Source organism: Pseudomonas sp. TUM25319 (assembly GCF_056388475.1).
This window is the reverse complement of record NZ_CM150751.1, coordinates 891096-912125: the sequence shown is the minus strand read 5'-3', so window position 1 is coordinate 912125 and position 21030 is coordinate 891096. Positions and strand designations below refer to the sequence as shown.

The 21030-nt window shown below is 66.4% G+C and carries 19 protein-coding genes; 15 read left to right on the top strand and 4 right to left on the bottom strand.

What is annotated here, in order from left to right:
* Positions 1–23: 23 nt before the first annotated feature.
* The 4 genes from cobJ to cobG are packed head-to-tail and all read right to left on the bottom strand — an operon-like array spanning position 24 to position 4417.
* Positions 24–1724, bottom strand: a complete 1701-nt coding sequence (gene cobJ, locus AC05QJ_RS04330; RefSeq protein ID WP_476745756.1) for a precorrin-3B C(17)-methyltransferase — start codon at positions 1722–1724, stop codon at positions 24–26.
* Positions 1724–2455 (bottom strand): precorrin-2 C(20)-methyltransferase, encoded by a 732-nt coding sequence (locus tag AC05QJ_RS04325; RefSeq protein ID WP_476745755.1) that lies wholly within the window; start codon positions 2453–2455, stop codon positions 1724–1726. The genes cobJ and AC05QJ_RS04325 overlap by 1 nt, the downstream gene beginning before the upstream one ends.
* A complete protein-coding gene (locus AC05QJ_RS04320; protein ID WP_476745754.1) occupies positions 2455–3081 on the bottom strand; it encodes a precorrin-8X methylmutase in 627 nt (208 codons plus the stop codon). The genes AC05QJ_RS04325 and AC05QJ_RS04320 overlap by 1 nt, the downstream gene beginning before the upstream one ends.
* The gene (gene cobG / locus AC05QJ_RS04315) at positions 3074–4417 is read right to left on the bottom strand and encodes a precorrin-3B synthase (protein ID WP_476745753.1); all 1344 of its coding nucleotides are present in this window, start codon (positions 4415–4417) and stop codon (positions 3074–3076) included. Before cobG ends, AC05QJ_RS04320 begins: the two co-directional genes overlap by 8 nt.
* A 102-nt stretch (positions 4418–4519) precedes the next feature.
* Between cobG and cbiE the strand changes: the two genes are divergently transcribed.
* The 15 genes from cbiE to urtD all read left to right on the top strand — a co-directional run bounded on the left by cbiE (position 4520) and on the right by urtD (position 21016).
* Positions 4520–5725 carry a precorrin-6y C5,15-methyltransferase (decarboxylating) subunit CbiE gene (cbiE, locus tag AC05QJ_RS04310; protein ID WP_476745752.1) on the top strand — a complete coding sequence of 402 codons (1206 nt, stop codon included), beginning with the start codon at positions 4520–4522 and terminating at the stop codon, positions 5723–5725.
* Complete coding sequence (locus AC05QJ_RS04305; protein WP_476745751.1) at positions 5718–6812, top strand: cobalt-precorrin-5B (C(1))-methyltransferase; 1095 nt, start codon at positions 5718–5720, stop codon at positions 6810–6812. The genes cbiE and AC05QJ_RS04305 overlap by 8 nt, the downstream gene beginning before the upstream one ends.
* Entirely contained in the window at positions 6809–7540 is a 732-nt protein-coding gene (locus AC05QJ_RS04300; protein ID WP_476745750.1) for a cobalt-precorrin-6A reductase, read from the top strand. Before AC05QJ_RS04305 ends, AC05QJ_RS04300 begins: the two co-directional genes overlap by 4 nt.
* 86 nt (positions 7541–7626) lie before the next feature.
* Positions 7627–8064 carry an NfeD family protein gene (locus AC05QJ_RS04295; RefSeq protein ID WP_476745749.1) on the top strand — a complete coding sequence of 146 codons (438 nt, stop codon included), beginning with the start codon at positions 7627–7629 and terminating at the stop codon, positions 8062–8064.
* Between the two features lie 38 nt (positions 8065–8102).
* Positions 8103–8957 carry an SPFH domain-containing protein gene (locus AC05QJ_RS04290; RefSeq protein WP_476745748.1) on the top strand — a complete coding sequence of 285 codons (855 nt, stop codon included), beginning with the start codon at positions 8103–8105 and terminating at the stop codon, positions 8955–8957.
* A gap of 319 nt (positions 8958–9276) precedes the next feature.
* Positions 9277–9663: a DUF2946 domain-containing protein gene (locus tag AC05QJ_RS04285; RefSeq protein WP_476745747.1), complete on the top strand. Its 387-nt coding sequence runs from the start codon at positions 9277–9279 to the stop codon at positions 9661–9663.
* A gap of 51 nt (positions 9664–9714) precedes the next feature.
* Positions 9715–10194 (top strand): copper chaperone PCu(A)C, encoded by a 480-nt coding sequence (locus AC05QJ_RS04280; protein WP_476745746.1) that lies wholly within the window; start codon positions 9715–9717, stop codon positions 10192–10194.
* Between the two features lie 19 nt (positions 10195–10213).
* Complete coding sequence (locus AC05QJ_RS04275) at positions 10214–10645, top strand: DUF2946 domain-containing protein (protein ID WP_476745745.1); 432 nt, start codon at positions 10214–10216, stop codon at positions 10643–10645.
* 78 nt (positions 10646–10723) lie between these two features.
* Complete coding sequence (locus tag AC05QJ_RS04270) at positions 10724–12802, top strand: TonB-dependent copper receptor (protein WP_476745744.1); 2079 nt, start codon at positions 10724–10726, stop codon at positions 12800–12802.
* Between the two features lie 49 nt (positions 12803–12851).
* The gene (locus AC05QJ_RS04265) at positions 12852–14219 is read left to right on the top strand and encodes a PepSY-associated TM helix domain-containing protein (RefSeq protein ID WP_476745743.1); all 1368 of its coding nucleotides are present in this window, start codon (positions 12852–12854) and stop codon (positions 14217–14219) included.
* A gap of 227 nt (positions 14220–14446) precedes the next feature.
* Entirely contained in the window at positions 14447–15853 is a 1407-nt protein-coding gene (gene cycA, locus AC05QJ_RS04260; protein ID WP_476745742.1) for a D-serine/D-alanine/glycine transporter, read from the top strand.
* Between the two features lie 321 nt (positions 15854–16174).
* Positions 16175–17440: an urea ABC transporter substrate-binding protein gene (gene urtA, locus AC05QJ_RS04255; RefSeq protein WP_476745740.1), complete on the top strand. Its 1266-nt coding sequence runs from the start codon at positions 16175–16177 to the stop codon at positions 17438–17440.
* Positions 17441–17589: 149 nt separating this feature from the next.
* Entirely contained in the window at positions 17590–19089 is a 1500-nt protein-coding gene (gene urtB / locus AC05QJ_RS04250) for an urea ABC transporter permease subunit UrtB (RefSeq protein WP_476745739.1), read from the top strand.
* On the top strand, positions 19089–20168 hold the full coding sequence (urtC, locus tag AC05QJ_RS04245) for an urea ABC transporter permease subunit UrtC (RefSeq protein ID WP_476745738.1): 1080 nt from the start codon (positions 19089–19091) through the stop codon (positions 20166–20168). Before urtB ends, urtC begins: the two co-directional genes overlap by 1 nt.
* Complete coding sequence (gene urtD, locus AC05QJ_RS04240) at positions 20165–21016, top strand: urea ABC transporter ATP-binding protein UrtD (protein WP_476745737.1); 852 nt, start codon at positions 20165–20167, stop codon at positions 21014–21016. The genes urtC and urtD overlap by 4 nt, the downstream gene beginning before the upstream one ends.
* Positions 21017–21030: the final 14 nt, after the last annotated feature.

Here is a 21030-nt window from a genome sequence, read left to right as displayed (position 1 = left end):
GAACGAAGCCTTTCCCCGCAACCTCATTCGGCCTGGGGATACCAGCGCGGCGTGTAGACCCACTCGCGGCCATCGGCGCGGGCGAAGGTACGCGTGGTGCTGGAGCCGATCAGCACCATGGTGCGCATATCGACCATCTCAGGCTGCAAGTCTCCCAGACGGACCGTCTTGAGCGTCTGCCCCGGCCGGGCGATATCGCGGCCGAGCACCACCGGCGTTTCAGGGCCACGATGACGACGGACGATATCCAGCGCCTGCCCCAGTTGCCACGGCCGCGAACGGGAGATCGGGTTGTAGAAGGCCAGGGCCAGATCCGCCTCGGCGGCGAGGTCCAGGCGCTTCTCGATGATCGACCAGGGCTTGAGGTTGTCCGACAGCGAGATCACGCAGAAGTCGTGCCCCAGCGGTGCCCCCGCCTGGGCCGCCGTCGCCAGCGAGGCGGAGATGCCCGGCAGCATTTCCAGCTCGACCCGATGCCAGGCCGGATCGCTGCTGGCCTCGAGCGCTTCGAGCACCGCCGCCGCCATGGCAAACACCCCCGGATCACCGGACGACACCACCACCACCGAGCGCCCTTGCGCCGCCAGCTCGAAGGCATGACGGGCGCGCAGCAGCTCTTCGCGGTTGTCGGTGCAGTGCAGCACCTGGTCGGCACGGAACGGGCCGGCCATGCGCACGTAGGTTTCATAACCGAGCACGTCGTTGGCTCGCGCCAGTTCCGCCTTCACCGCCGGCGCCATCAGCTCGCGCGAACCGGGGCCCAGACCGATCACCGCGACCCGTCCGCGGGCCTGGCCAATCCGTTGCGGATCAATCGGCTCGCCCGCCACGGCGATCGCCAGCCCTTCGCCCACGGCCTGAGGCGCCAGCAATTGCGGCAAGGCTCGCTCCGCCAGGGCACTGACAGATCCTTGGGCCTGGGCGAAGCGCAACGGCACGCCCAGTTCGGCAGCGGCCTCCTGCAGCGCCGGCTCGGCCATTTCATCCTCGGCGGCCAGCAGGCAGGCCAGCGACGCTTCGGCGATCCTCGCCTGATGCAAGGCCGCGCGGATCGCCACGGGCAACGCCGGCACCCTGGCCGAAACCGCCACCAGCACACAGCGCGGGTGAATCAGCAGTTCGTTGGCCGCAGCCTCGCGCTCGGCACAACCGACGTGGATGGTCAGTTGTGCGTGCTCATCCTGAGGCAGGCGCGCCTCGTCGAGCCACGGTGCGGCGCCCTCGATACGAACGGGCTCGCCCGCCAGCAGATCGGAGACGAAGCGCTTGCCCAGTTCCAGGTCCGCCAGCGCATAGCCGCTCGGCGGGTTGAGCAGGCAGGTGCCGAAACGCAGCTCGCCACTGGTGGTAATGGCCGCGGCGACACCCAGGCCAGCGGCGATTTCCCGGGCCATGACATTGACCCCACCGAGCCCGCCCAACAGCGGCACCACGGCGCTGCCGTCCTCGGCCACCGCCAGCACCGGCGGTTCCGCACCCTTCTCCAGCAACACGCTGGCGAGGCTGCGGATGACGATGCCGGCGGCGCACAGGGCGATGATCGGCGTGTCTTGCTGATAGAGCTGGCGCAGGGTCGCGCCGAACTCCCGATAGCTCACATCGACGTCCTCGACCCGACCGGCCAGACCGTGGACCAAGGCATCGGGATAACACTGCTGGAGCTTGCGGGCCGTGGCCAGGCTGCCCTTGCCAAGAATGACAATGGCCGGTGCGCGTCGGGTCATCAGCCTTGCCACCTTTCGCCGGGAACGATGATCAGGGAGAAGTACGGCGACGATTGCGGATCGACTTCATCCAGCGGCACGATCTTCTGGTTGGCCATGGTCGCCCGCTCGACGTACAGCGCGCGGCCGTCCAGGCCCAGTTCGGCCAGCACCTGGCGGACCTTGGGGAAGTTGCGCCCGAGCTTCATCACCACCGCCGCGTCGGCATCGGCCAGGCGGCGCTTGAGCTCGTCATGGGGCAGCACGCCGGAGAGCACCGACAGACTCTGGTTGCGGTACACCAGCGGCGCGCCGAGAACCGAGGCGCCACCCAGCATCGAGCAGACACCGGGGATCACTTCGGCGTCGTAGCGCTCGGCGAGACGATCGTGCAGGTACATATAGGAGCCGTAGAAGAACGGATCGCCTTCGCAGATCACCGCCACATCGCGACCGGCATCCAGATGCGCAGCCACCTCGACGGCGGCGTCATCGTAGAAATCACTGATCACCTGTTCGTAGGACAGCGGCGCGGGCAGCGCCTCGGTGGTCACCGGGTAGACCAGCGGCAGCAGGGTCTGCTCGCTTTGCAGGTGCTGTTCGATGATGCCGAAGGCATTGCCGCGCTTGCCCTTGGCAACGAAGTACGCCACCACCGGCGACTCGCGCAGCAGGCGCAGGGCCTTGAGGGTAATCAGCTCAGGATCGCCGGGGCCGACGCCCAGGCCGAGCAAACGTCCGCGCACCTGCATCACTCCACCTCCGTGGCGAGGGCATTGACCGCGGCGGCGGCCATGGCGCTGCCGCCAAGCCGGCCTTCGACGATGACGAAAGGCACGCCACGGCTGTCTGCCGCCAGCATCGCCTTGGACTCCGCCGCACCGACGAAGCCAACCGGGAAGCCGAGGATCAGCGCCGGTTTCGGCGCACCGGCGTCGATCATTTCCAGCAGGTAGAACAGGGCGGTCGGGGCATTGCCGATCACCACCACGCTGCCTTCCAGGTGCGGGCGCCACAGTTCCAGGGCTACGGCGGAACGGGTGTTGCCCAGTTCGCGGGCGAGGTCCGGCACGCTCTCGTCGCGTAGGGTGCAGATCACCGGGTTGTTGGCCGGCAGGCGGGCGCGGGTGATGCCTTCGGCGACCATGCGCGCGTCGCAGAGAATCGGTGCGCCAGCGGCCAGGGCGTCACGCCCGGCCTTGCCGGCGCCTTCGGAGAAGCGCAGGTGGTCGACCACCTCGACCATGCCGCAGGCATGGATCACCCGTACCGCGAGCTTTTCCAGGTCGGCCGGAATCCGCTCCAGGCGGGCCTCCTGGCGAATGATGGCGAAGGAGTTGCGATAGATCTCCTGGCCGTCGCGGATGTAATCAATCATCGGGTTGTGCTCCGTGGCGGGCGTTCAGCGTGGCGCCCGCTTCTTCCAGTGTCAGGTTGTGCCCGGCAAGGGCGCCCGGTCCGGGTTGGGCCGGGTCGTGAAAATACAGGTCGTAGTGACCGGGACCGACCGCCAGCAAGGTAGCCGGTGCAGTGTGGGCCATGGCGCAGTTGCGGCCACAACCGGTGAGGTGAATGCCGGCCACGGGGCCCGGCCGGCGCAGGCTGACTGCCAGTTGCACGGCATCGGCCTTGGTGTCGGCCAGGGCCTTGGCGCAACCCGCCGAGCCGGTGCAGGCGACCACGCCGGCCAGGGGCGCGGCGGCGTCGGTAATCAACCCCAGGTGTGTCAGTGCGGCCAGCACCCGTTCGGCGCGAGCGGCAGCAACGTTCGGCAGCAGCACGCTCTGCCACGGGGTCATGCGCAGGCTGCCATCGCCCAGTTCCCGGGACAGCGCGCCAACACCGCGCAACTGCGCCGCGCTCAAACGGCCCAGCGGCGCCATGGCGCCCACCGCGACGCGACCGGCCTGCACCTGGGGATAGACACCCAGGTGCAAGGCCCGGTCACTTGCGTGGCGGCGCCAGGCAAGCACCGCAGCATCCCGGCGCAAGGGCGCTGCCAGGCCGGCAAGGAATTCGTCCGTGCTGCGTTGCGCCAGCAACTGGCGCATGCGCGACTGGCCAGCGTCGGCCAGGTCGAGAAAACGCTCCAGCACCGCTCGCACCAGGCTCAGGCCCTCCGCCAGCGGCACGGCAGCGAGCGGGGCGTCGTGTCCCGGGCAACCGGCCAGGCCGAACGCCAACCACAGCTCGTCGTCCAGGCGCAGCGGCGACAGCCAGAGGTCGTGGGGATGCCAGAGCATGGCGAGGTCTTCGCCGCCGTCCAGTTGCACGGCAAACTTGGCGGAGAGTTCATGGAAGCGCGGCACGGTCTGCAACAGGTCGAGAATCTGCGCGCCCAGCGCACGGGTGTCGACGAGCATGGCCGGATCGACACCGGCAGCGGGGCTGAGCATCAGGTTGCGCACATCATCGCCAGCCGCCACCCGCGGGCCGAGACCGGCCGCCAGCAGATGGGCGACCAGGCCCTTGTGGTCGGCACCGACGCCACGAATCTGCAGATTGCTGCGGTTGGTGACCTCGATCACGCCCCCGGCGAAACGCTCGGCCGCCCCGGCCACCGCTTCGGCCTGGTCGGCATCCAGATACCCGGCATCGAGCTTGATCCGCGAGATCCCACCATCGAGCGCTTGGACGATGCGCCACAACCCCGGACAGGCCGAGGGGCGAATGGCAGGAACAGGCTGCGATGGATTCAAGGGCTCACCCGTCAATCGTGAAATGGGGCTGGGTGCCGGAAGGCGCGGTATTATGCCTGCTTTGCCCGGCGGCGGGCCAAGCCTGCCGGTCGGATTGCCCCGGAAAAGAGGAATGGCATGGCGCCCTGGTTGACTCTGGTAGGAATTGGCGAAGACGGCTACAGCGGCCTCGGCAAGCAGGCCCGGCACGCGCTGCTGGGCGCGGCGAAGGTGTTCGGCAGCCCGCGCCAGCTCGACCTGCTGCCCCACTGCCTGAAGGCCGAGCGCCTGACCTGGCCGAGCCCCTTCGCCCTGGCACCGGTGCTGGCCCTGCGTGGCGAGCCGGTGTGCGTCCTGGCCAGCGGCGATCCGATGTTCTACGGCGTCGGCGCCAGCCTTGCGCGGCAGTTGCCCGCCAGTGAGCTGAACGTGATCCCTTCACCCTCGTCCTGCTCGCTGGCCGCCGCCCGCCTGGGCTGGCCGTTGCAGGATGTGGTGATCGTCTCGCTGGTCGCCCGCCCTCTCGCCCAGCTCAATGCTCACCTGTACAGCGGCCAGCGCCTGCTGGTGCTGAGCAACGACGGCAGCAGCCCGGCCGCGATTGTCGCGCTGCTGCGCGAACGCGGTTTCGGCCCGAGCCGCGTGCATGTACTGGAACACCTCGGCGGCAGCCTCGAACGGCATATGCAAGGCAGCGCCAACGACTGGAATCCCAGCGTCGTCGCCGACCTCAACCTGGTCGCCATCGAATGCCGCGCCGACCTCGACACCCCGTCCTTGTCGCTGCTCGCCGGGCTGCCAGACAACGCCTTCCGTCATGACGGCCAGATCACCAAGCGCGATGTCCGCGCCATGACCCTCGCCCGCCTTGCCCCGCGCCCCGGCGAGCTGCTGTGGGACGTCGGCGCCGGCAGCGGCTCCATCGGCATCGAGTGGATGCGCGCCCACCCCTCGTGCCGCGCGCTGGCCGTCGAGGCCGACGAAGGCCGCCAGCAACTGATCGAACTGAACCGCGACGCCCTCGGGGTGCCCGGCCTGCAACTGATCCGCGGCAAGGCTCCGGAGGCGCTGCACGGGCTGGAGCGCCCGGATGCGATCTTCATCGGCGGCGGCGTCACCGTGCCCGGCGTACTGGAGCATTGCTGGGAACAACTGCGCCCCGGCGGCCGGCTGGTCGCCAACGCCGTGACCCTGCAAAGCGAAGTGCGGCTGATGGACTGGCGCGAGCGGCATGGCGGCGAACTGACCCGCATCCATGTCGCCCAGGCCCAGCCGCTGGGCAGCTTCGACACCTGGCGTCAGGCACTGCCGATTACCCTGCTCGATGCGCTCAAAGATGCGTGACGAGACCGCCGAACAGCCCGCGCCCCTGCGCAGCGGCCTGACCACCGGCAGTTGCGCCACCGCCACCAGCCTCGCCGCCGCGCGCCTGCTGCTCACCGGCCAGGCCCACGACGCCGTGGACATCACCCTGCCCAAAGGCAAGCAGGTGCAGATGCGCCTGGAATTCTGCCGGCGCCATGAACAGGGCGCCGAGGCCGGCACCCTCAAGGACGCCGGCGACGACCCCGACGTGACCCACGGTGCCCTGCTCTACAGCCGCGTGCGCCTGCTGCCCGAACCTGGTGTGCGCTTCGTCGCCGGTCAAGGCGTCGGCACCGTGACCCGCCCCGGCCTGGTGCTGGCGGTGGGCGAGCCGGCGATCAACCCGGTGCCGCGACGGATGATGACCGAACACCTGCTCGCCCTCGCCGGGGACTGCGGCTACGGCGGCGGTTTCGAGGTGACGGTCAACGTTCAGGACGGCGAGAACCTGGCGCTGAAAACCATGAATCCGCGCCTGGGCATCCTCGGCGGGCTGTCGATCCTCGGCACCAGCGGCATCGTCCGGCCGTTTTCCTGCTCGGCCTACATCGCCTCGATCCACCAGGGCATCGATGTCGCCAAGACCAACGGCTACGAACACATCGCCGCCTGCACCGGCAACGCCAGCGAAGACACCATGCGCCGGGTCTACGGCCTGCCGGAAATCGCCCTGATCGAGATGGGCGACTTCGTCGGCGCGGTGCTCAAGCACCTGCGCAAGGTGCCGGTGGCGCGCCTGAGCCTGTGCGGCGGCTTCGGCAAGATCAGCAAGCTCGCCGCCGGGCACATGGACCTGCACAGCCGTCACTCCAGCATCGACCTACCGCAACTGGCGGGCTGGGCGGCGGCGGTGGGTGCCGACGCGGCGCTGCAGGCCGCCATCGTCCAGGCCAACACCAGCCAGCAAGCCCTGGCCCTGGCCCATGCCGCTGGCGTGCCACTGGGCGATGCCGTGTGCGCCCACGCCCTGGCCTTCGCCCGCAGTGTGGTGCCAGCACAGGTTGAGGTCGAAGTGTTCGCCATCGACCGCCAGGGCGGGATCGTCGGCAAGGCGGGCGTGCAATGAGCCCGCGCATTCTGTTGCTCGGCGGCGTCACCGAGGCCCTGCGCATTGCCCGCCAGCTGGGTCCGGAGCACGTCTACAGCCTGGCCGGGATCGGGCGGATCCCGGACGACCTGACCTGCCAGGTGCGAGTCGGCGGTTATGGCGGCGCCGAAGGGCTGGCGGACTATCTGCGCGCCGAAGGCATCGGCCTGCTGATCGACGCCACCCATCCCTATGCCGCGCAGATCAGCACCAACGCGGCCCGCGCCGCGGTGCTTGCCGGCATTCCCTGCTGGGCCTTGCGCCGTCCGTCCTGGCAGGCCCAGGCCGGTGATGACTGGCGCGAGGTGACCGACTGGGCCGGGTTGATCGAAGCCCTGCGACCCTTCCGCCGGCCACTGTTCACCCTCGGCCGCGAGCCGCTGCAACATCTGGATGAAATACCGCCCGAGCAGTTCTGGACCCTGCGCGCCCTTGACGCCTGCCCCGGCAACGAGCGTTGCGAAGTGATCGGCGCGCGCGGTCCGTTCCTGCTGGACGATGAACGGGCGCTGTTCGAACGGCGCCAGATTGACGTTCTGATCAGCAAGAACAGCGGCAGCAGCGCCACCGAACCCAAGTTGCAGGTAGCCCGTGAACGCGGCGTGCCCGTGCTGATCCTCGGTCGCCCGACCTTGCCGGACGTCAATCGTCACTTCACCGACCCCGCCGCCCTGGTGGCCGCATTGGCCGACCGAAACGCCCTGTAATAAGCCAGCAGCCGCCTCGGGTATTGCCAAGTGCCCGGCAAGCGCTTCCAATACCTGACCCTTTTCCCTGCGCAAGGCTGCGACTTATGGAACTGCAATGGTGGATCTGGCTCGTCCTGGGCTTCGGCCTGATCCTGCTGGAACTGGTTCTGCCTACCTTCTTCATCATCTGGTTCGGCATCGGCGCCATCGCCGTCGGGATCATCGCCGGGCTGGTCCCGGGGCTGTCCCTGGCCAGCGAACTGGTGATCTGGGTGGTGCTGTCCTCACTCACCGTGGCCCTGTGGTTCAAGGTGTTCAAACCCCGCAAGGATGAAGGACGCTGGACTGCCGACGCGGTGATCGGCGAAGTCGGCCTGCTGGTCGCGCCGGTTTCCGAATTCCAGAAAGGCCGCGTGCGGTTCCAGAAGCCGGTCCTCGGCAACGAAGAATGGGTCTGCGTGGCCAATGGCGACATCGCCTCCGGGGAACGGGTGCGCATCCTCGCCATCGAGGGCAACGTCGTCCGGGTCGGCAAGGCCTGACCTCACTCAACGACATCATCAAAGGAAAGAGACCTGTCATGACCAGTCTGATCATTACCGCCACCATAGCCCTGTTCGTGCTCGTCACGGTATTCAAGGGCGTGCGCATCGTGCCCCAGGGCGAGGAGTGGATCGTCGAGCGCCTGGGCCGCTACCACACCACCCTCAAGCCCGGCCTGAACATCCTCATCCCGTACATGGACGTGGTGGCCTACCGCCTGCCGACCAAGGACATCATCCTCGACGTGCAGCAGCAGGAAATCATCACCAAGGACAACGCCGTGATCGTCGCCAACGCGCTGTGCTTCGCCAAGGTGGTCGATCCGCAGAAAGCCTCCTACGGCGTGGAAAACTACACCTACGCCGTCACCAGCCTGACCATGACCTCGCTGCGGGCCATCGTCGGCGCCATGGACCTGGACGAAGCGCTGTCCAGCCGCGAGCAGATCAAGGCGCGCCTGCGCGAGGCCATGTCCGAGCAGACCGAAGACTGGGGCATCACCGTGCGTTCGGTGGAAATCCAGGACATCAAGCCGTCGCCGAACATGCAGGCGGCGATGGAGCGCCAGGCGGCTGCCGAGCGCGAACGTAAAGCCGACGTGACCCGTGCCGAAGGTGCCAAGCAGGCAGCGATCCTCGAAGCCCAGGCGCGCCAGGAGTCGGCCAAGCTGGATGCTGCAGCGCAGGTCAACCTGGCCGAAGCCTCGGCCCAGGCCATCACCCTGGTGAAGAACGCCGTCGGCAACGACGTGACCCCGGCCATGTACCTGCTGGGCGAACGCTACATCGGCGCCATGGAAAACCTCTCGGCCAGTGAAAACGCCAAGCTGGTGGTACTGCCGGCGGACCTGCAGGAAGCGGTGCGCGGGATGCTGGGCCGGGCCAAGTCCTGATTCCTGTGGGGGCAACTGTCTTGCTCAAAATCTGAGGGGTTGCATATCCCTCGTGGGAGCGGCTTCAGCCGCGAACGGCGGCGCAGCCGTCGTAAAGCCTGAGTCCCTGATCCGCCTGACACACCCGGGACACAGGTTTTATGGCCGCTCCGCGCCCATTCGCGGCTGAAGCCGCTCCCACAAAGTGGGAGCCGGCGTTGCCGGCGATGAGGCCATCATGGTGGACACAGGCGTGCGACACTTCATCACACCCCCATTTTTTACATCCCCGACATCTTCTGGCTAAATAGCCACCATTCGAAATCCACCGGATCAGCCCATGTCCGCACACCGGCCCGCCCTCGCCTGGATCGCCTGCTTCGCAGTGCTGTTCAATCTGCTGGCGATGCCGTTGTCTGCCAATGCCGCCAGGGCGCCCGCCGAGCAATTGTTGTGGGGTGCGTTCTGCTCCACCGGCGGCACCAAAGTGATCGCCGTCTCCATCGGCCAGATCGACCCCAGCCAGCAGAACGATGACCACGCCGTCATGCAGCACTGCTGGTGCTGCTCCGGCAACGCCGCGTTGCTGGCCCTGCCTGGCCAGGCCCCGCGCCTGCTCCTGCCCGAATTCTCTTTCGACAGTGCCCTGACCAGCGCCCAACCCACTCTGCCCACACCTCGCGAGCTGTGGCCTTCGCTCAATCCACGGGCTTCTCCTTCCGTCTGATTCACCTACGCTCTCAACTGCGAACAATCTGAATCGAACGGAGATTTTTTCATGCTCAAGAATGTCCTGATGCTGGCCGCCCTGCTGCTGCCCGTCGGTGTCGCCAATGCCCACGAATACAGCAAGGGCGACTTGCATATCGCCCACCCCTGGTCGCTGGAGCTGCCACCGAATGCGCCCAACGTGGCGGCCTATTTCATCATCGACAACAACGGCAAGCAGGATGACCGCCTGCTCAGCGTCGAGACCCCGATCAGCGACCGCTCCGAACTCCACGAGCATGTGATGAATGGCGACGTGATGCGCATGCAACAAGTGCCTGACGTGGCCGTGCCGGCCGGCGGCAAGGTGACGTTCAGCCCCAGCGCCTACCATGTGATGATCATGGCCCCCAAGGACCGCAGCCTGCTCACCGACGGCAAGCGCTTCCCGCTGACCCTGCATTTCGAGAAAGCCGGTGATGTCACCGTGGAAGTAGCGGTGCAGAAGCAGCCGCCCGAAGGCAACGCCGAGCACCAGCACCAGCACTGATCGCTGAGCGCCGCTCGCCATGAGCCTCGCCCGCAACCGACCCGCCCGTTCGCCGCACCCTGACACCAGGAAACTGCGCGCAAGCTGGCTGAGTCTGTTCGCCATGCTGATGATCTTCATCGGACCGCTGGTTTCCCAGTCGATGCCGATGAATCACAACGCCTCCCTGTCGATGGACATGGCGCCGGGCATGGACATGGGCACCATGGAACATCACGGCGACGCGCACCACGGCGGCGGCGACCCATCGTTGCATGTGATGTGGGAGAAATGCGGCTATTGCAGCCTGTTCTTCCATTGCCCGGCGTTGCCGCAACACCTGAGCCTGCTCAACAGCGAGGCCATTCCTGCCAGCAACCGCCTGATCGTTCAGCCCCGCCAGGGCCACCCGCGCCTGGCCTTCTTCCCCGGCGCCCGCAGCCGCGCACCACCATCCCGCATCGTCGTCTGAACAACCCGAATCCGTACTCCGCCCGGCTGTGAGCCGCGCGCGGGTGCACCTTCATGACTGATCGATGTTGGAAAACCTATGTTCAGCTCCACCCCTGTCTATCGTTTGTCCCTGCGCGGGACTATCGCGCTGCTCTGCGGCAGCCTGCTGGCACCGGCCGCCCTGGCCGCCGAAACCGGCCACGAACACCACGACCACAGCACCGCGGAGCTCAGCCCCACGGTGATCACCGCAGTGGCACCCAGCTCTCCGCTGACCGTCGTCACCAATCCCAAGGACCCACGCCAGCCAGTGCCGGCCAGTGACGGCGCCGACTACCTCAAGACCATTCCCGGCTTCTCGGCAATCCGCTCCGGCGGCACCAACGGCGACCCGGTGCTGCGCGGCATGTTCGGCTCGCGCCTGAACATACTCACCAATGGCGGCCTGATGCTCGGTGCCTGCCCCAACCGCATGGACGCGCCAACCTCCTACATCTCGCCGGAAACCTACGACCGCCTGACCGTGATCAAGGGCCCGCAGAGCGTGCAGTGGGGTCCGGGCGCGTCCGCGGGGACCATCCTCTTCGACCGCGAGCCGGAGAAATTCGGCGAGCTGGGTACGCGGGTCAACGCCAGCCTGCTGGTCGGCTCCAATGGCCGCTTCGACAAGGTGCTGGATGCCGCCGCCGGTGGCAGCCAGGGCTACGTACGCTTCGTCGGCAACCAATCGCGCTCCGACGACTACGAAGACGGCCACGGCGACACCGTGCCGTCGAAGTGGGACAAGTGGAACGGCGATGTCGCCATTGGCTGGACCCCGGACAGCGACACCCTGCTGGAGCTGACCGCCGGCCGCGGCGATGGTGAAGCCCGCTACGCCGGGCGCGGCATGGACGGTTCGCAGTTCAAACGCGAAAGCCTCGGCCTGCGCTTCGAGAAGTCCAACATCGGCGAGGTGTTCGACAAGATCGAGGCGCAGGTCTACTACAACTACGCCGACCATGTGATGGACAACTACAGCCTGCGCACGCCGTCCGGCACCGGGATGATGGCCGGCCCCATGGCCAGCAACGTCGACCGTCGCACCCTGGGCGCGCGGATCAAGGGCACCTGGCGCTGGGAAGACGTGACCCTGGTCAGCGGCATCGACGCACAGACCAACGAGCACCGCCAGCGCTCCGGCATGGGCGTCAACACCTATGGCAACCAGCCCTGGACCAAGGACGCCGATTTCCATAACTACGGTGTGTTCGGCGAGCTGACCTGGGAACTGGACAGCCAGGACCGCCTGGTGAGCGGCGCCCGGCTGGACCGCGCCTCGGCCAAGGACTTCCGCAAGACCCGTGGCTCGGGAATGATGGTCATGCCCAACCCCACCGTCGGCAACACCCGCGCCGACACCCTGCCCAGCGGCTTCGTGCGCTACGAGCACGACCTGGTCGACATCCCGGCCACCACCTACGTCGGCCTCGGCCATGTGCAACGCTTCCCCGACTACTGGGAGCTGTTCTCGCCGACCTACGGGCCGGTGGGCTCGGTCAACGCCTTCGACGCGATCAAGCCGGAGAAGACCACGCAGCTGGACTTCGGCATCCAGTACAAGACCACAGACCTGGAAGCCTGGGCCTCGGGCTACGTCGGACAGGTCCGTGACTTCATTCTGTACGACTACACCGGCGGCACCAGCGTGTCCCGCGCCGACAACGTCGATGCGCGGATCATGGGCGGCGAACTGGGCGTGGCCTATCAGCTGACCAGCAACTGGAAAGCCGACGCGACCCTGGCCTACGCCTGGGGCAAGAACAGCAGCGACGACTCGGCCCTGCCGCAGATGCCGCCGCTGGAAAGCCGCCTGGGCCTGACCTACAGCGAGTCCGACTGGAGCGCCGGTGCGTTGTGGCGCCTGGTGTCGGCACAGAACCGCGTGGCGGAGAACCAGGGCAACATCGTCGGCAAGGACTTCGAGAAAACCGGCGGCTTCGGCGTGTTCTCCCTCAACGGTGCCTATCGTGTGACCAAGAACCTCAAGCTCAGCGCCGGCGTCGACAACCTGTTCGACAAGGCCTACGCCGAACACCTGAACCTGGCGGGCAACGCCGGCTTCGGGTACTCGGGCTTCGAGCCGGTCAGCGAGCCGGGGCGTACGTTCTGGACCAAGGTCGACCTGAGTTTCTGATCCACTCCGGGCGCGGCCAGCCGCCGCGCCCACTACCTGGGAGCGCTCCATGAGCAAACCTTCGTTGTCCTTCTACAACCTGGCCTGGCGCTGGCATTTCTATGCCGGGTTGTTCGTGGCGCCGGTCATGATCCTGCTGGCCGTCACCGGGATCATCTACCTGTTCAAGCCGCAGCTCGACCCGCTGATGTACCGCTCGCTGATGGTGGTCGAAGCCGGGCACCACAAGCATCCCGCCGATCACCTGATGCAGGTGGTCAAGGGCGCCTACCCCAACGGCGCCATCACCCAGTACCTGCCGGCGCCGGCCGCCGACCGCAGCGCGCAGTTCGTGGTCAAGGACGCCGGGCAGGAACTGAACGTGTTCGTCGATCCCTACACCGGCACCCTGCTCGGCGCCCAGGATGCCAAGAGCAACCTGCAGGCGGTCGCCCGCGCCCTGCACGGCGAGCTGATGATCGGCACCACCGGCGACCGCCTGGTGGAGCTGGCCGCAGGCTGGGGCATCGTGCTGGTGGTCTCGGGTATCTACCTCTGGTGGCCGCGGGGCGGGCGCACGGCCGGGGTGCTGTGGCCGCGCCTGAATGCACGCGGGCGCCTGCTCTGGCGGGACCTGCACGCGGTCAGCGGTTTCTGGGGCGCGCTGGTCCTGCTGCTGATGCTGCTCAGCGGCATGACCTGGACCGGTTTCTGGGGCAAGCAGTACGCCGATCTGTGGAACCGCTTCCCCGCCGCGATGTGGAACGAGGTGCCGACCTCCGACCAGGAAGCTCGCAGCCTCAACACCGCGGCCCGACAGACCGTACCCTGGGCGGTGGAAAACACACCGATGCCGCAATCGTCCGGTGCCCATGCCGAACACCAGGGGCACATGGCGATGGACAGCGGCCCTGCCGCGCCTGAGGTCAGCCTGCAGGCCGTGGAAGACCTCGCCAACCAGCGCGGCGTCGAACCGGGCTACAGCATCACCTTGCCCACCACCGCCAGCGGCGTGTTCACCATCGCCGTGTTCGCCGACGACCCGCGCAACGACGCCACCCTGCATATCGACCAGTACACCGGAAAGGTGCTGGTGGACGTGCGCTGGAAAGACTACAGCCTGGTGGCCCGAGCCACCGAGCTTGGGGTGATGATGCATGAAGGCAAGATGTTCGGCTGGGTCAACCAGATGATCATCCTGCTGATCTGCCTGATGGTCCTGCTGGGTTCGGTCAGCGGCCTGGTGATGTGGTGGAAACGCCGTCCCGAAGGCGGCCTCGGCGTCCCGCCGCTGCGGCACGACCTGCCGCGCTGGAAGACGGCAACCGTGGTCATGCTGGCGCTGGGCGTGGCTTTCCCGCTGGTGGGTGTGTCGATGCTGGTGGTGTGGGGGCTGGACAAGGTGTTCGGCAAGCGCCTGCTGGCAGCCAGGGCTTGAAGCGAGCTGCGAGCTGCGAGCTGCAAGCTGCAAGTTTCAAGCGGCAAGAGAACAGCGGACCGCGTCGCACCCTCTTACAGCTTGCAGCTTGCAGCTTGTGGCTTGTGGCTGCCCACAGGTCGTGCGCCTAAAGTCGAGTCATCTTGTCGCGTCTGCCACGCGGGCTCGCGTGTTAGCCTAGCCGCCGCTTCACGCACAAGAAGACTGCAATTTATGGAATGCACGCAATGACTCAAAGCACCACAAAGGACTCGCAGGAACACCACCTGCAACGAAACCTGACCAATCGACACATCCAGTTGATCGCCATCGGCGGAGCCATCGGCACCGGTCTGTTCATGGGCTCGGGCAAGACCATCAGTCTGGCCGGACCCTCGATTATCTTCGTCTACATGATCATCGGCTTCATGCTGTTCTTCGTCATGCGGGCGATGGGCGAGCTGCTGCTGTCGAACCTCAACTACAAATCCTTCATCGACTTCTCCGCCGACCTGCTCGGCCCCTGGGCCGGCTACTTCACCGGCTGGACCTACTGGTTCTGCTGGATCATCACCGGCATCGCCGACGTGATCGCCATCGCCGCCTACTCGCAGTTCTGGTTCCCCGACCTGCCGCAATGGATACCCGCACTGGCCTGCGTCGGCGTACTGCTGTCGCTGAACCTGATCACCGTGAAGATGTTCGGCGAGGTCGAATTCTGGTTCGCGATGATCAAGATCGTCGCCATCCTCGGCCTGATCGGCACCGGCCTGTACATGGTGTTCAGCGGCTTCCAGTCGCCCACCGGCACCACCGCCAGCTTCGCCCACCTGTGGAATGACGACGGCATGTTCCCCCATGGGCTGATGGGCTTCTTCGCCGGATTCCAGATCGCCGTGTTCGCCTTCGTCGGCATCGAGCTGGTGGGCACCACCGCTGCCGAAGCCAAGGACCCGGAACGCACCCTGCCACGTGCGATCAACTCGATTCCGCTGCGCATCATCATGTTCTACGTGTTCGCCCTGATCGCCATCATGGCGGTCACTCCATGGCGTGACGTGGTGCCGGGCAAGAGCCCGTTCGTCGAGCTGTTCATGCTCGCCGGTCTGCCGGCGGCGGCGGCGGTGATCAACTTCGTGGTGCTGACCTCGGCAGCTTCGTCGGCCAACAGCGGCGTGTTCTCTACCAGCCGCATGCTGTTCGGCCTGGCCCAGGAAGGCGACGCACCGAAGGCATTCGAGAAACTGTCCAACCGCGACGTGCCGGCCAACGGCCTGTACTTCTCCTGCACCTGCCTGCTGCTGGGCGCGGCGCTGATGTACGTGATCCCGGACCTTGTGGAGGCGTTCACGCTGGTCACCACCGTGTCGGCGATCCTGTTCATGTTCGTCTGGTCGCTGATCCTGCTGTCATACCTGAAATACCGCACCCACCGCGCCGCGCTGCACCAGGCGTCGAAATACAAGATGCCTGGCGGTCGCTTCATGTGCTGGGCGTGCCTGGCGTTCTTCGCCTTCATCCTGGTGCTGCTCAGCTTCGAGACCGACACCCGCCAGGCGCTGATCGTCACGCCGCTGTGGTTCGTGCTGCTGACCGTGACCTACCAGTTCGTACGCAACAAGCGGCATCCGCGGGCCGCTGTGCGAAGCAACTGATCGCGTTATCGAAGGGGCCATCCGGTCCCTTCTTCCTTTCCGGCGGGTGAGCCATTGCTGTGCATCGGGTTGATGCGCGGCACCAGTCTGGCTCCTGGCCCCAGGGACCACCTTGCGGTCCTTCGCGAGCAAGCTCGCTCTCACAGAACAACTACAACCCGCAGGCTAGGGCGTCTCCCAGTGGGAGCGAGCGCGCTCGCGAAGGCCTGCAACGCAGGCCCAGAACTCCGCCGAAACTTCTTGTACACAAGACGGCACACCACTTGCAAAAGCCCTTTCCGCGAGTCGCCAATACACCAAGAACTCAACGGAGAGAGCACCATGAAGCGTCGTAGTCTGATCAAGGCCTTTACCCTCAGTGCATCCATCGCCGCCATGGGCCTGAGCTGGACCATTCAGGCCGCCGAGACCATCAAGGTCGGCATCCTGCATTCGCTGTCGGGCACCATGGCCATCTCCGAAACCTCGCTCAAGGACATGGCCCTCATGACCATCGAGCAGATCAACGCCAAGGGCGGGGTCAATGGCAAGCTGCTGGAGCCGGTGGTGGTGGACCCGGCATCCAACTGGCCGCTGTTCGCCGAGAAGAGCCGGCAACTGCTGACCCAGGACAAGGTGGCCGTGGTGTTCGGCTGCTGGACCTCGGTGTCGCGCAAGTCGGTGCTGCCGGTGTTCGAAGAGCTCAACGGGCTGCTGTTCTACCCGGTGCAGTACGAGGGTGAAGAGATGTCGCCGAACGTGTTCTACACCGGCGCAGCGCCAAACCAGCAGGCGATTCCGGCGGTGGAGTACCTGATGAGCGAAGAAGGCGGCGCAGCCAAGCGCTACTTCCTGCTCGGCACCGACTACGTCTACCCGCGCACCACCAACAAGATCCTGCGTGCCTTCCTGCACTCCAAGGGCGTGGCCGACAAGGACATCGAAGAGGTCTACACCCCGTTCGGCCACAGCGACTACCAGACCATCGTCGCCAACATCAAGAAGTTCTCCGCCGGCGGCAAGACCGCAGTCATCTCCACGGTCAACGGCGACTCCAACGTGCCGTTCTACAAGGAACTGGCCAACCAGGGCCTGAAGGCCACCGACGTGCCGGTGGTGGCCTTCTCGGTGGGCGAGGAAGAACTGCGCGGTATCGACACCAAGCCGCTGGTGGGCCACCTAGCCGCCTGGAACTACTTCGAGTCGGTGGAAAACCCGGTCAACACCCAGTTCGTCTCCGACTGGAAGGCCTATGCCAAGGCCAAGAACCTGCCGGGCGCCGACAAGGCCGTGACCAACGACCCGATGGAAGCCACCTACGTCGGTATTCACATGTGGGCCCAGGCGGTCGAAAAAGCCGGCAGCACGGATGTCGACAAGGTCCGCGAAGCCCTGGCCGGCCAGAGCTTCAAGTCGCCGTCGGGCTTCACCCTGACCATGGACAAGACCAACCACCACCTGCACAAGCCGGTGATGATCGGCGAGATCCAGGACGATGGTCAGTTCAACGTGGTCTGGCAGACCGAAGAGCCGCTGCGCGCCCAACCGTGGAGCCCGTTCATTCCGGGTAACGACAAGCGGCCTGACTATGCCGTGAAGGGCAACTGATCCCAGGGCCCCGATCGCTGGCAAGCCAGCTCCCACAGGTCCGGTGCATGCAGGGCCTTGTGGGAGCTGGCCGGGCGGCGCTCCGCTTGCCAGCGATGAAGCCCTACCAAGCACAGCCTCTCTCACCATCAGAAAAGGGACCCCGCTCCATGCCCAAGGCCCTCTACCGCTTCCTGCTCGGCCTGATCCTGCTGCTGCCTTTCACGGCCCAGGCCAGCGAAGCCGAATACTTCGCCACCGCCAAGCCCAACGATCAGGCCCGCCTGCTCCAGGACTGGGCGGCGCAACCCGATCCTGCCCGGCTGGCGCTGCTGACCTCGCTGCAGCAAGGCCGCATCAGTCCTGACGACAGCCGCAAGCTACGCCTGAACAACCGCCTGCGCGGGCTGGTGGACAACGCCCTCGCCGCGCACCAGTTGCTCAGCGCCGACGCGGCGGTGCGCCTGCAAGCCGCGCAGCAACTGCAGAAGAGCGCGCAGCCGGCCCAGGTCGCCTTCCTCGATCGCCAGTTCGCCCAGGAAAAAGACAGCTCGGTCCACGCCGCCCTCGGTCTGGCCCTGGCCAACCTGCAACTGGCTGCCAGCGAGCCGGCGGTGCGCCTCGCCGCCGTACGCCTGCTGGGCGAGACCGGCGACCCCATGGCCCGCACCCGCCTCGAAGCGCTGCTCGACCCGGCGGTTGAAACCGATGCCGGCGTGCGCACCGCCGCCGAAACCAGCCTGGCCCAGGTCAAGCGCAAGCTGCTGGTGGGCGAGCTGCTCGGCCAGGCCTTCAGCGGTCTGTCGCTGGGCTCGATCCTGCTGCTCGCCGCCCTGGGCCTGGCCATCACCTTCGGCCTGCTTGGGGTGATCAACATGGCCCACGGCGAAATGCTCATGCTCGGCGCCTACACCACCTACGTGGTGCAGGTGATGGTGCAGCGCTACGCCCCCGGTGCCATCGAGTTCTATCCACTGCTGGCGCTGCCGCTGGCATTCTTCGTCAGCGCCGGGGTCGGCATGCTGCTGGAGCGCACCGTGATTCGCCATCTGTACGGCCGCCCGCTGGAAACCCTGCTGGCGACCTGGGGCATCAGCCTGATCCTGATCCAGGCCATCCGCCTGATCTTCGGCGCGCAGAACGTCGAAGTGGCCAACCCGGCCTGGCTCTCCGGCGGTATCCAGGTGTTGCCGAACCTGGTCCTGCCTTACAGCCGCATCGTCATCATCGGCTTCGCCCTGTTCGTGGTGCTGCTGACCTGGCTGCTGCTCAATCGCACCCGCCTGGGCCTGAACGTGCGCGCCGTCACCCAGAACCGCAACATGGCCGCCTGCTGCGGCGTGCCCACCGGTCGCGTCGACATGCTCGCCTTCGGCCTCGGCTCGGGTATCGCCGGCCTTGGCGGCGTGGCGTTGAGCCAGATCGGCAACGTCGGCCCCGACCTCGGCCAAAGCTACATCATCGACTCCTTCCTGGTGGTGGTGCTCGGCGGTGTCGGGCAACTGGCCGGCAGCCTCTGGGCCGCCTTCGGCCTGGGTATCGCCAACAAACTGCTGGAACCGCAGATCGGTGCGGTGCTCGGCAAGATCCTCATCCTTGCGCTGATCATTCTGTTCATCCAGAAACGCCCGCAAGGCCTGTTCGCCCTCAAGGGACGGGTAATCGACTGATGAACCAGCCTCTGCTTGTCACTGCCACGCAAAAAGCCGGGCCGCGGCTCTCCCTGGGGATCGGCGCCATCGTGCTGCTGGTCCTGATCGCTCTGCCGCTGCTGTCGCTGCTGCCGGACGGTCACGCCCTGCAGGTTTCGGCCTACACCCTGACACTGGTGGGCAAGATCCTCTGCTACGCCATCGTCGCCCTGGCCCTGGACCTGGTCTGGGGCTATGCCGGGTTGCTGTCCCTGGGCCACGGGCTGTTCTTCGCCCTCGGCGGCTACGCCATGGGCATGTACCTGATGCGCGAAGCCGCCGGCGATGGCCTGCCGGCGTTCATGAGCTTCCTGTCGTGGACCGAACTGCCCTGGTACTGGGCCGGCACCCAGCACTTCGCCTGGGCCATGTGCCTGGTGGTACTGGCGCCGGGGCTGCTGGCGCTGGTGTTCGGCTACTTCGCCTTCCGTTCGCGGATCAAGGGCGTGTACTTCTCGATCATGACCCAGGCCCTGACCTTCGCCGGCATGCTGCTGTTCTTCCGCAACGAGACCGGCTTCGGCGGCAACAACGGCTTCACCAACTTCCGCACCCTGCTCGGCTTCGACATCACCGCCCAGGGCACCCGCGCGGTGTTGTTCCTGCTCACCGTGACGCTGCTGGTGGCCAGCCTGTACCTGGGCTGGCGCCTGGCGCGGAGCAAGTTCGGGCGGGTGCTGACCGCCTTGCGCGATGCCGAGAACCGCCTGATGTTCTGCGGCTACGACCCGCGTGGCTTCAAGCTGTTCGTCTGGGTGTTGAGCGCGGTCCTCTGCGGCCTGGCCGGGGCGCTGTACGTGCCGCAGGTGGGCATCATCAACCCCAGCGAGATGTCGCCGACCAACTCCATCGAGGCCGCCGTGTGGGTCGCCCTCGGCGGGCGCGGCACGTTGATCGGGCCGCTGCTGGGCGCCGGCCTGGTCAATGGCATGAAGAGCTGGTTCACCGTGGCATTCCCGGAGTTCTGGCTGTTCTTCCTCGGCGCCCTGTTCATCCTTGTCACCCTGTACCTGCCCAAGGGCGTGGTCGGCCTGCTGAAGAAAAGGGGCGAACAATGAGATTCCCGTCGATCCACCCCGAGTTCATGCTCGAACCCATCCTCGACACCGGCAACGGCCGCGACCCCGTCGGCCTCGGCCAGGCAGTGACACCGGGGCTGAACGCCCGTCACGGCACGGTGCTGACCCTGGAAGACATCAACGTCAGCTTCGACGGCTTCAAGGCCCTGACCGCGCTGAACCTGTACATCGGCGTCGGTGAACTGCGCTGCATCATCGGCCCCAACGGCGCCGGCAAGACCACCATGATGGACGTCATCACCGGCAAGACCCGTCCCACCAGCGGCAAGGCCTGGTTCGGCGACACCCTCGACCTGACCCGCATGAGCGAAGTGGAGATCGCCCAGGCCGGCATCGGTCGCAAGTTCCAGAAGCCGACGGTGTTCGAAGCGCTGACGGTGTACGAGAACCTGGAACTGGCGCAGAAAACCGACAAATCGGTGTGGGCCTGCCTTGGCGCGAAACTGAGCGGCGAGCAGCGCGACCGCATCGACGAAGTGCTGGCCACCATCCGCCTCGACAGCTCGCGCCAGCGACCGGCCGGTTTGCTGTCCCACGGGCAGAAGCAGTTCCTGGAGATCGGCATGTTGCTGATGCAGGACCCGCAACTGCTGCTGCTCGACGAGCCGGTGGCGGGCATGACCGACGCCGAGACCGAGTTCACCGCCGAACTGTTCAAAAGCCTGGCCGGCAAGCATTCGCTGATGGTGGTGGAGCACGACATGGGCTTCGTCGGCAGCATCGCCGACCACGTCACCGTACTGCACCAGGGCAGTGTGCTGGCCGAGGGTTCGCTGGAGCAGGTACAGGCGGATGACCGGGTGATCGAGGTTTATCTCGGGCGTTGATTGAAAGGAAAAAG

What these genes read in the sequence shown, in the direction of transcription:
- cobJ (WP_476745756.1), bottom strand. Translation starts at nt 1,724, where the DNA reads ATGACCCGACGCGCACCGGCCATTGTCATTCTTGGCAAGGGCAGCCTG.
- AC05QJ_RS04325 (WP_476745755.1), bottom strand. Translation starts at nt 2,455, where the DNA reads ATGCAGGTGCGCGGACGTTTGCTCGGCCTGGGCGTCGGCCCCGGCGAT.
- AC05QJ_RS04320 (WP_476745754.1), bottom strand. Translation starts at nt 3,081, where the DNA reads ATGATTGATTACATCCGCGACGGCCAGGAGATCTATCGCAACTCCTTC.
- cbiE (WP_476745752.1), top strand. Translation starts at nt 4,520, where the DNA reads ATGGCGCCCTGGTTGACTCTGGTAGGAATTGGCGAAGACGGCTACAGC.
- AC05QJ_RS04305 (WP_476745751.1), top strand. Translation starts at nt 5,718, where the DNA reads ATGCGTGACGAGACCGCCGAACAGCCCGCGCCCCTGCGCAGCGGCCTG.
- AC05QJ_RS04300 (WP_476745750.1), top strand. Translation starts at nt 6,809, where the DNA reads ATGAGCCCGCGCATTCTGTTGCTCGGCGGCGTCACCGAGGCCCTGCGC.
- AC05QJ_RS04295 (WP_476745749.1), top strand. Translation starts at nt 7,627, where the DNA reads ATGGAACTGCAATGGTGGATCTGGCTCGTCCTGGGCTTCGGCCTGATC.
- AC05QJ_RS04290 (WP_476745748.1), top strand. Translation starts at nt 8,103, where the DNA reads ATGACCAGTCTGATCATTACCGCCACCATAGCCCTGTTCGTGCTCGTC.
- AC05QJ_RS04285 (WP_476745747.1), top strand. Translation starts at nt 9,277, where the DNA reads ATGTCCGCACACCGGCCCGCCCTCGCCTGGATCGCCTGCTTCGCAGTG.
- AC05QJ_RS04280 (WP_476745746.1), top strand. Translation starts at nt 9,715, where the DNA reads ATGCTCAAGAATGTCCTGATGCTGGCCGCCCTGCTGCTGCCCGTCGGT.
- AC05QJ_RS04275 (WP_476745745.1), top strand. Translation starts at nt 10,214, where the DNA reads ATGAGCCTCGCCCGCAACCGACCCGCCCGTTCGCCGCACCCTGACACC.
- AC05QJ_RS04270 (WP_476745744.1), top strand. Translation starts at nt 10,724, where the DNA reads ATGTTCAGCTCCACCCCTGTCTATCGTTTGTCCCTGCGCGGGACTATC.
- AC05QJ_RS04265 (WP_476745743.1), top strand. Translation starts at nt 12,852, where the DNA reads ATGAGCAAACCTTCGTTGTCCTTCTACAACCTGGCCTGGCGCTGGCAT.
- cycA (WP_476745742.1), top strand. Translation starts at nt 14,447, where the DNA reads ATGACTCAAAGCACCACAAAGGACTCGCAGGAACACCACCTGCAACGA.
- urtA (WP_476745740.1), top strand. Translation starts at nt 16,175, where the DNA reads ATGAAGCGTCGTAGTCTGATCAAGGCCTTTACCCTCAGTGCATCCATC.
- urtB (WP_476745739.1), top strand. Translation starts at nt 17,590, where the DNA reads ATGCCCAAGGCCCTCTACCGCTTCCTGCTCGGCCTGATCCTGCTGCTG.
- urtC (WP_476745738.1), top strand. Translation starts at nt 19,089, where the DNA reads ATGAACCAGCCTCTGCTTGTCACTGCCACGCAAAAAGCCGGGCCGCGG.
- urtD (WP_476745737.1), top strand. Translation starts at nt 20,165, where the DNA reads ATGAGATTCCCGTCGATCCACCCCGAGTTCATGCTCGAACCCATCCTC.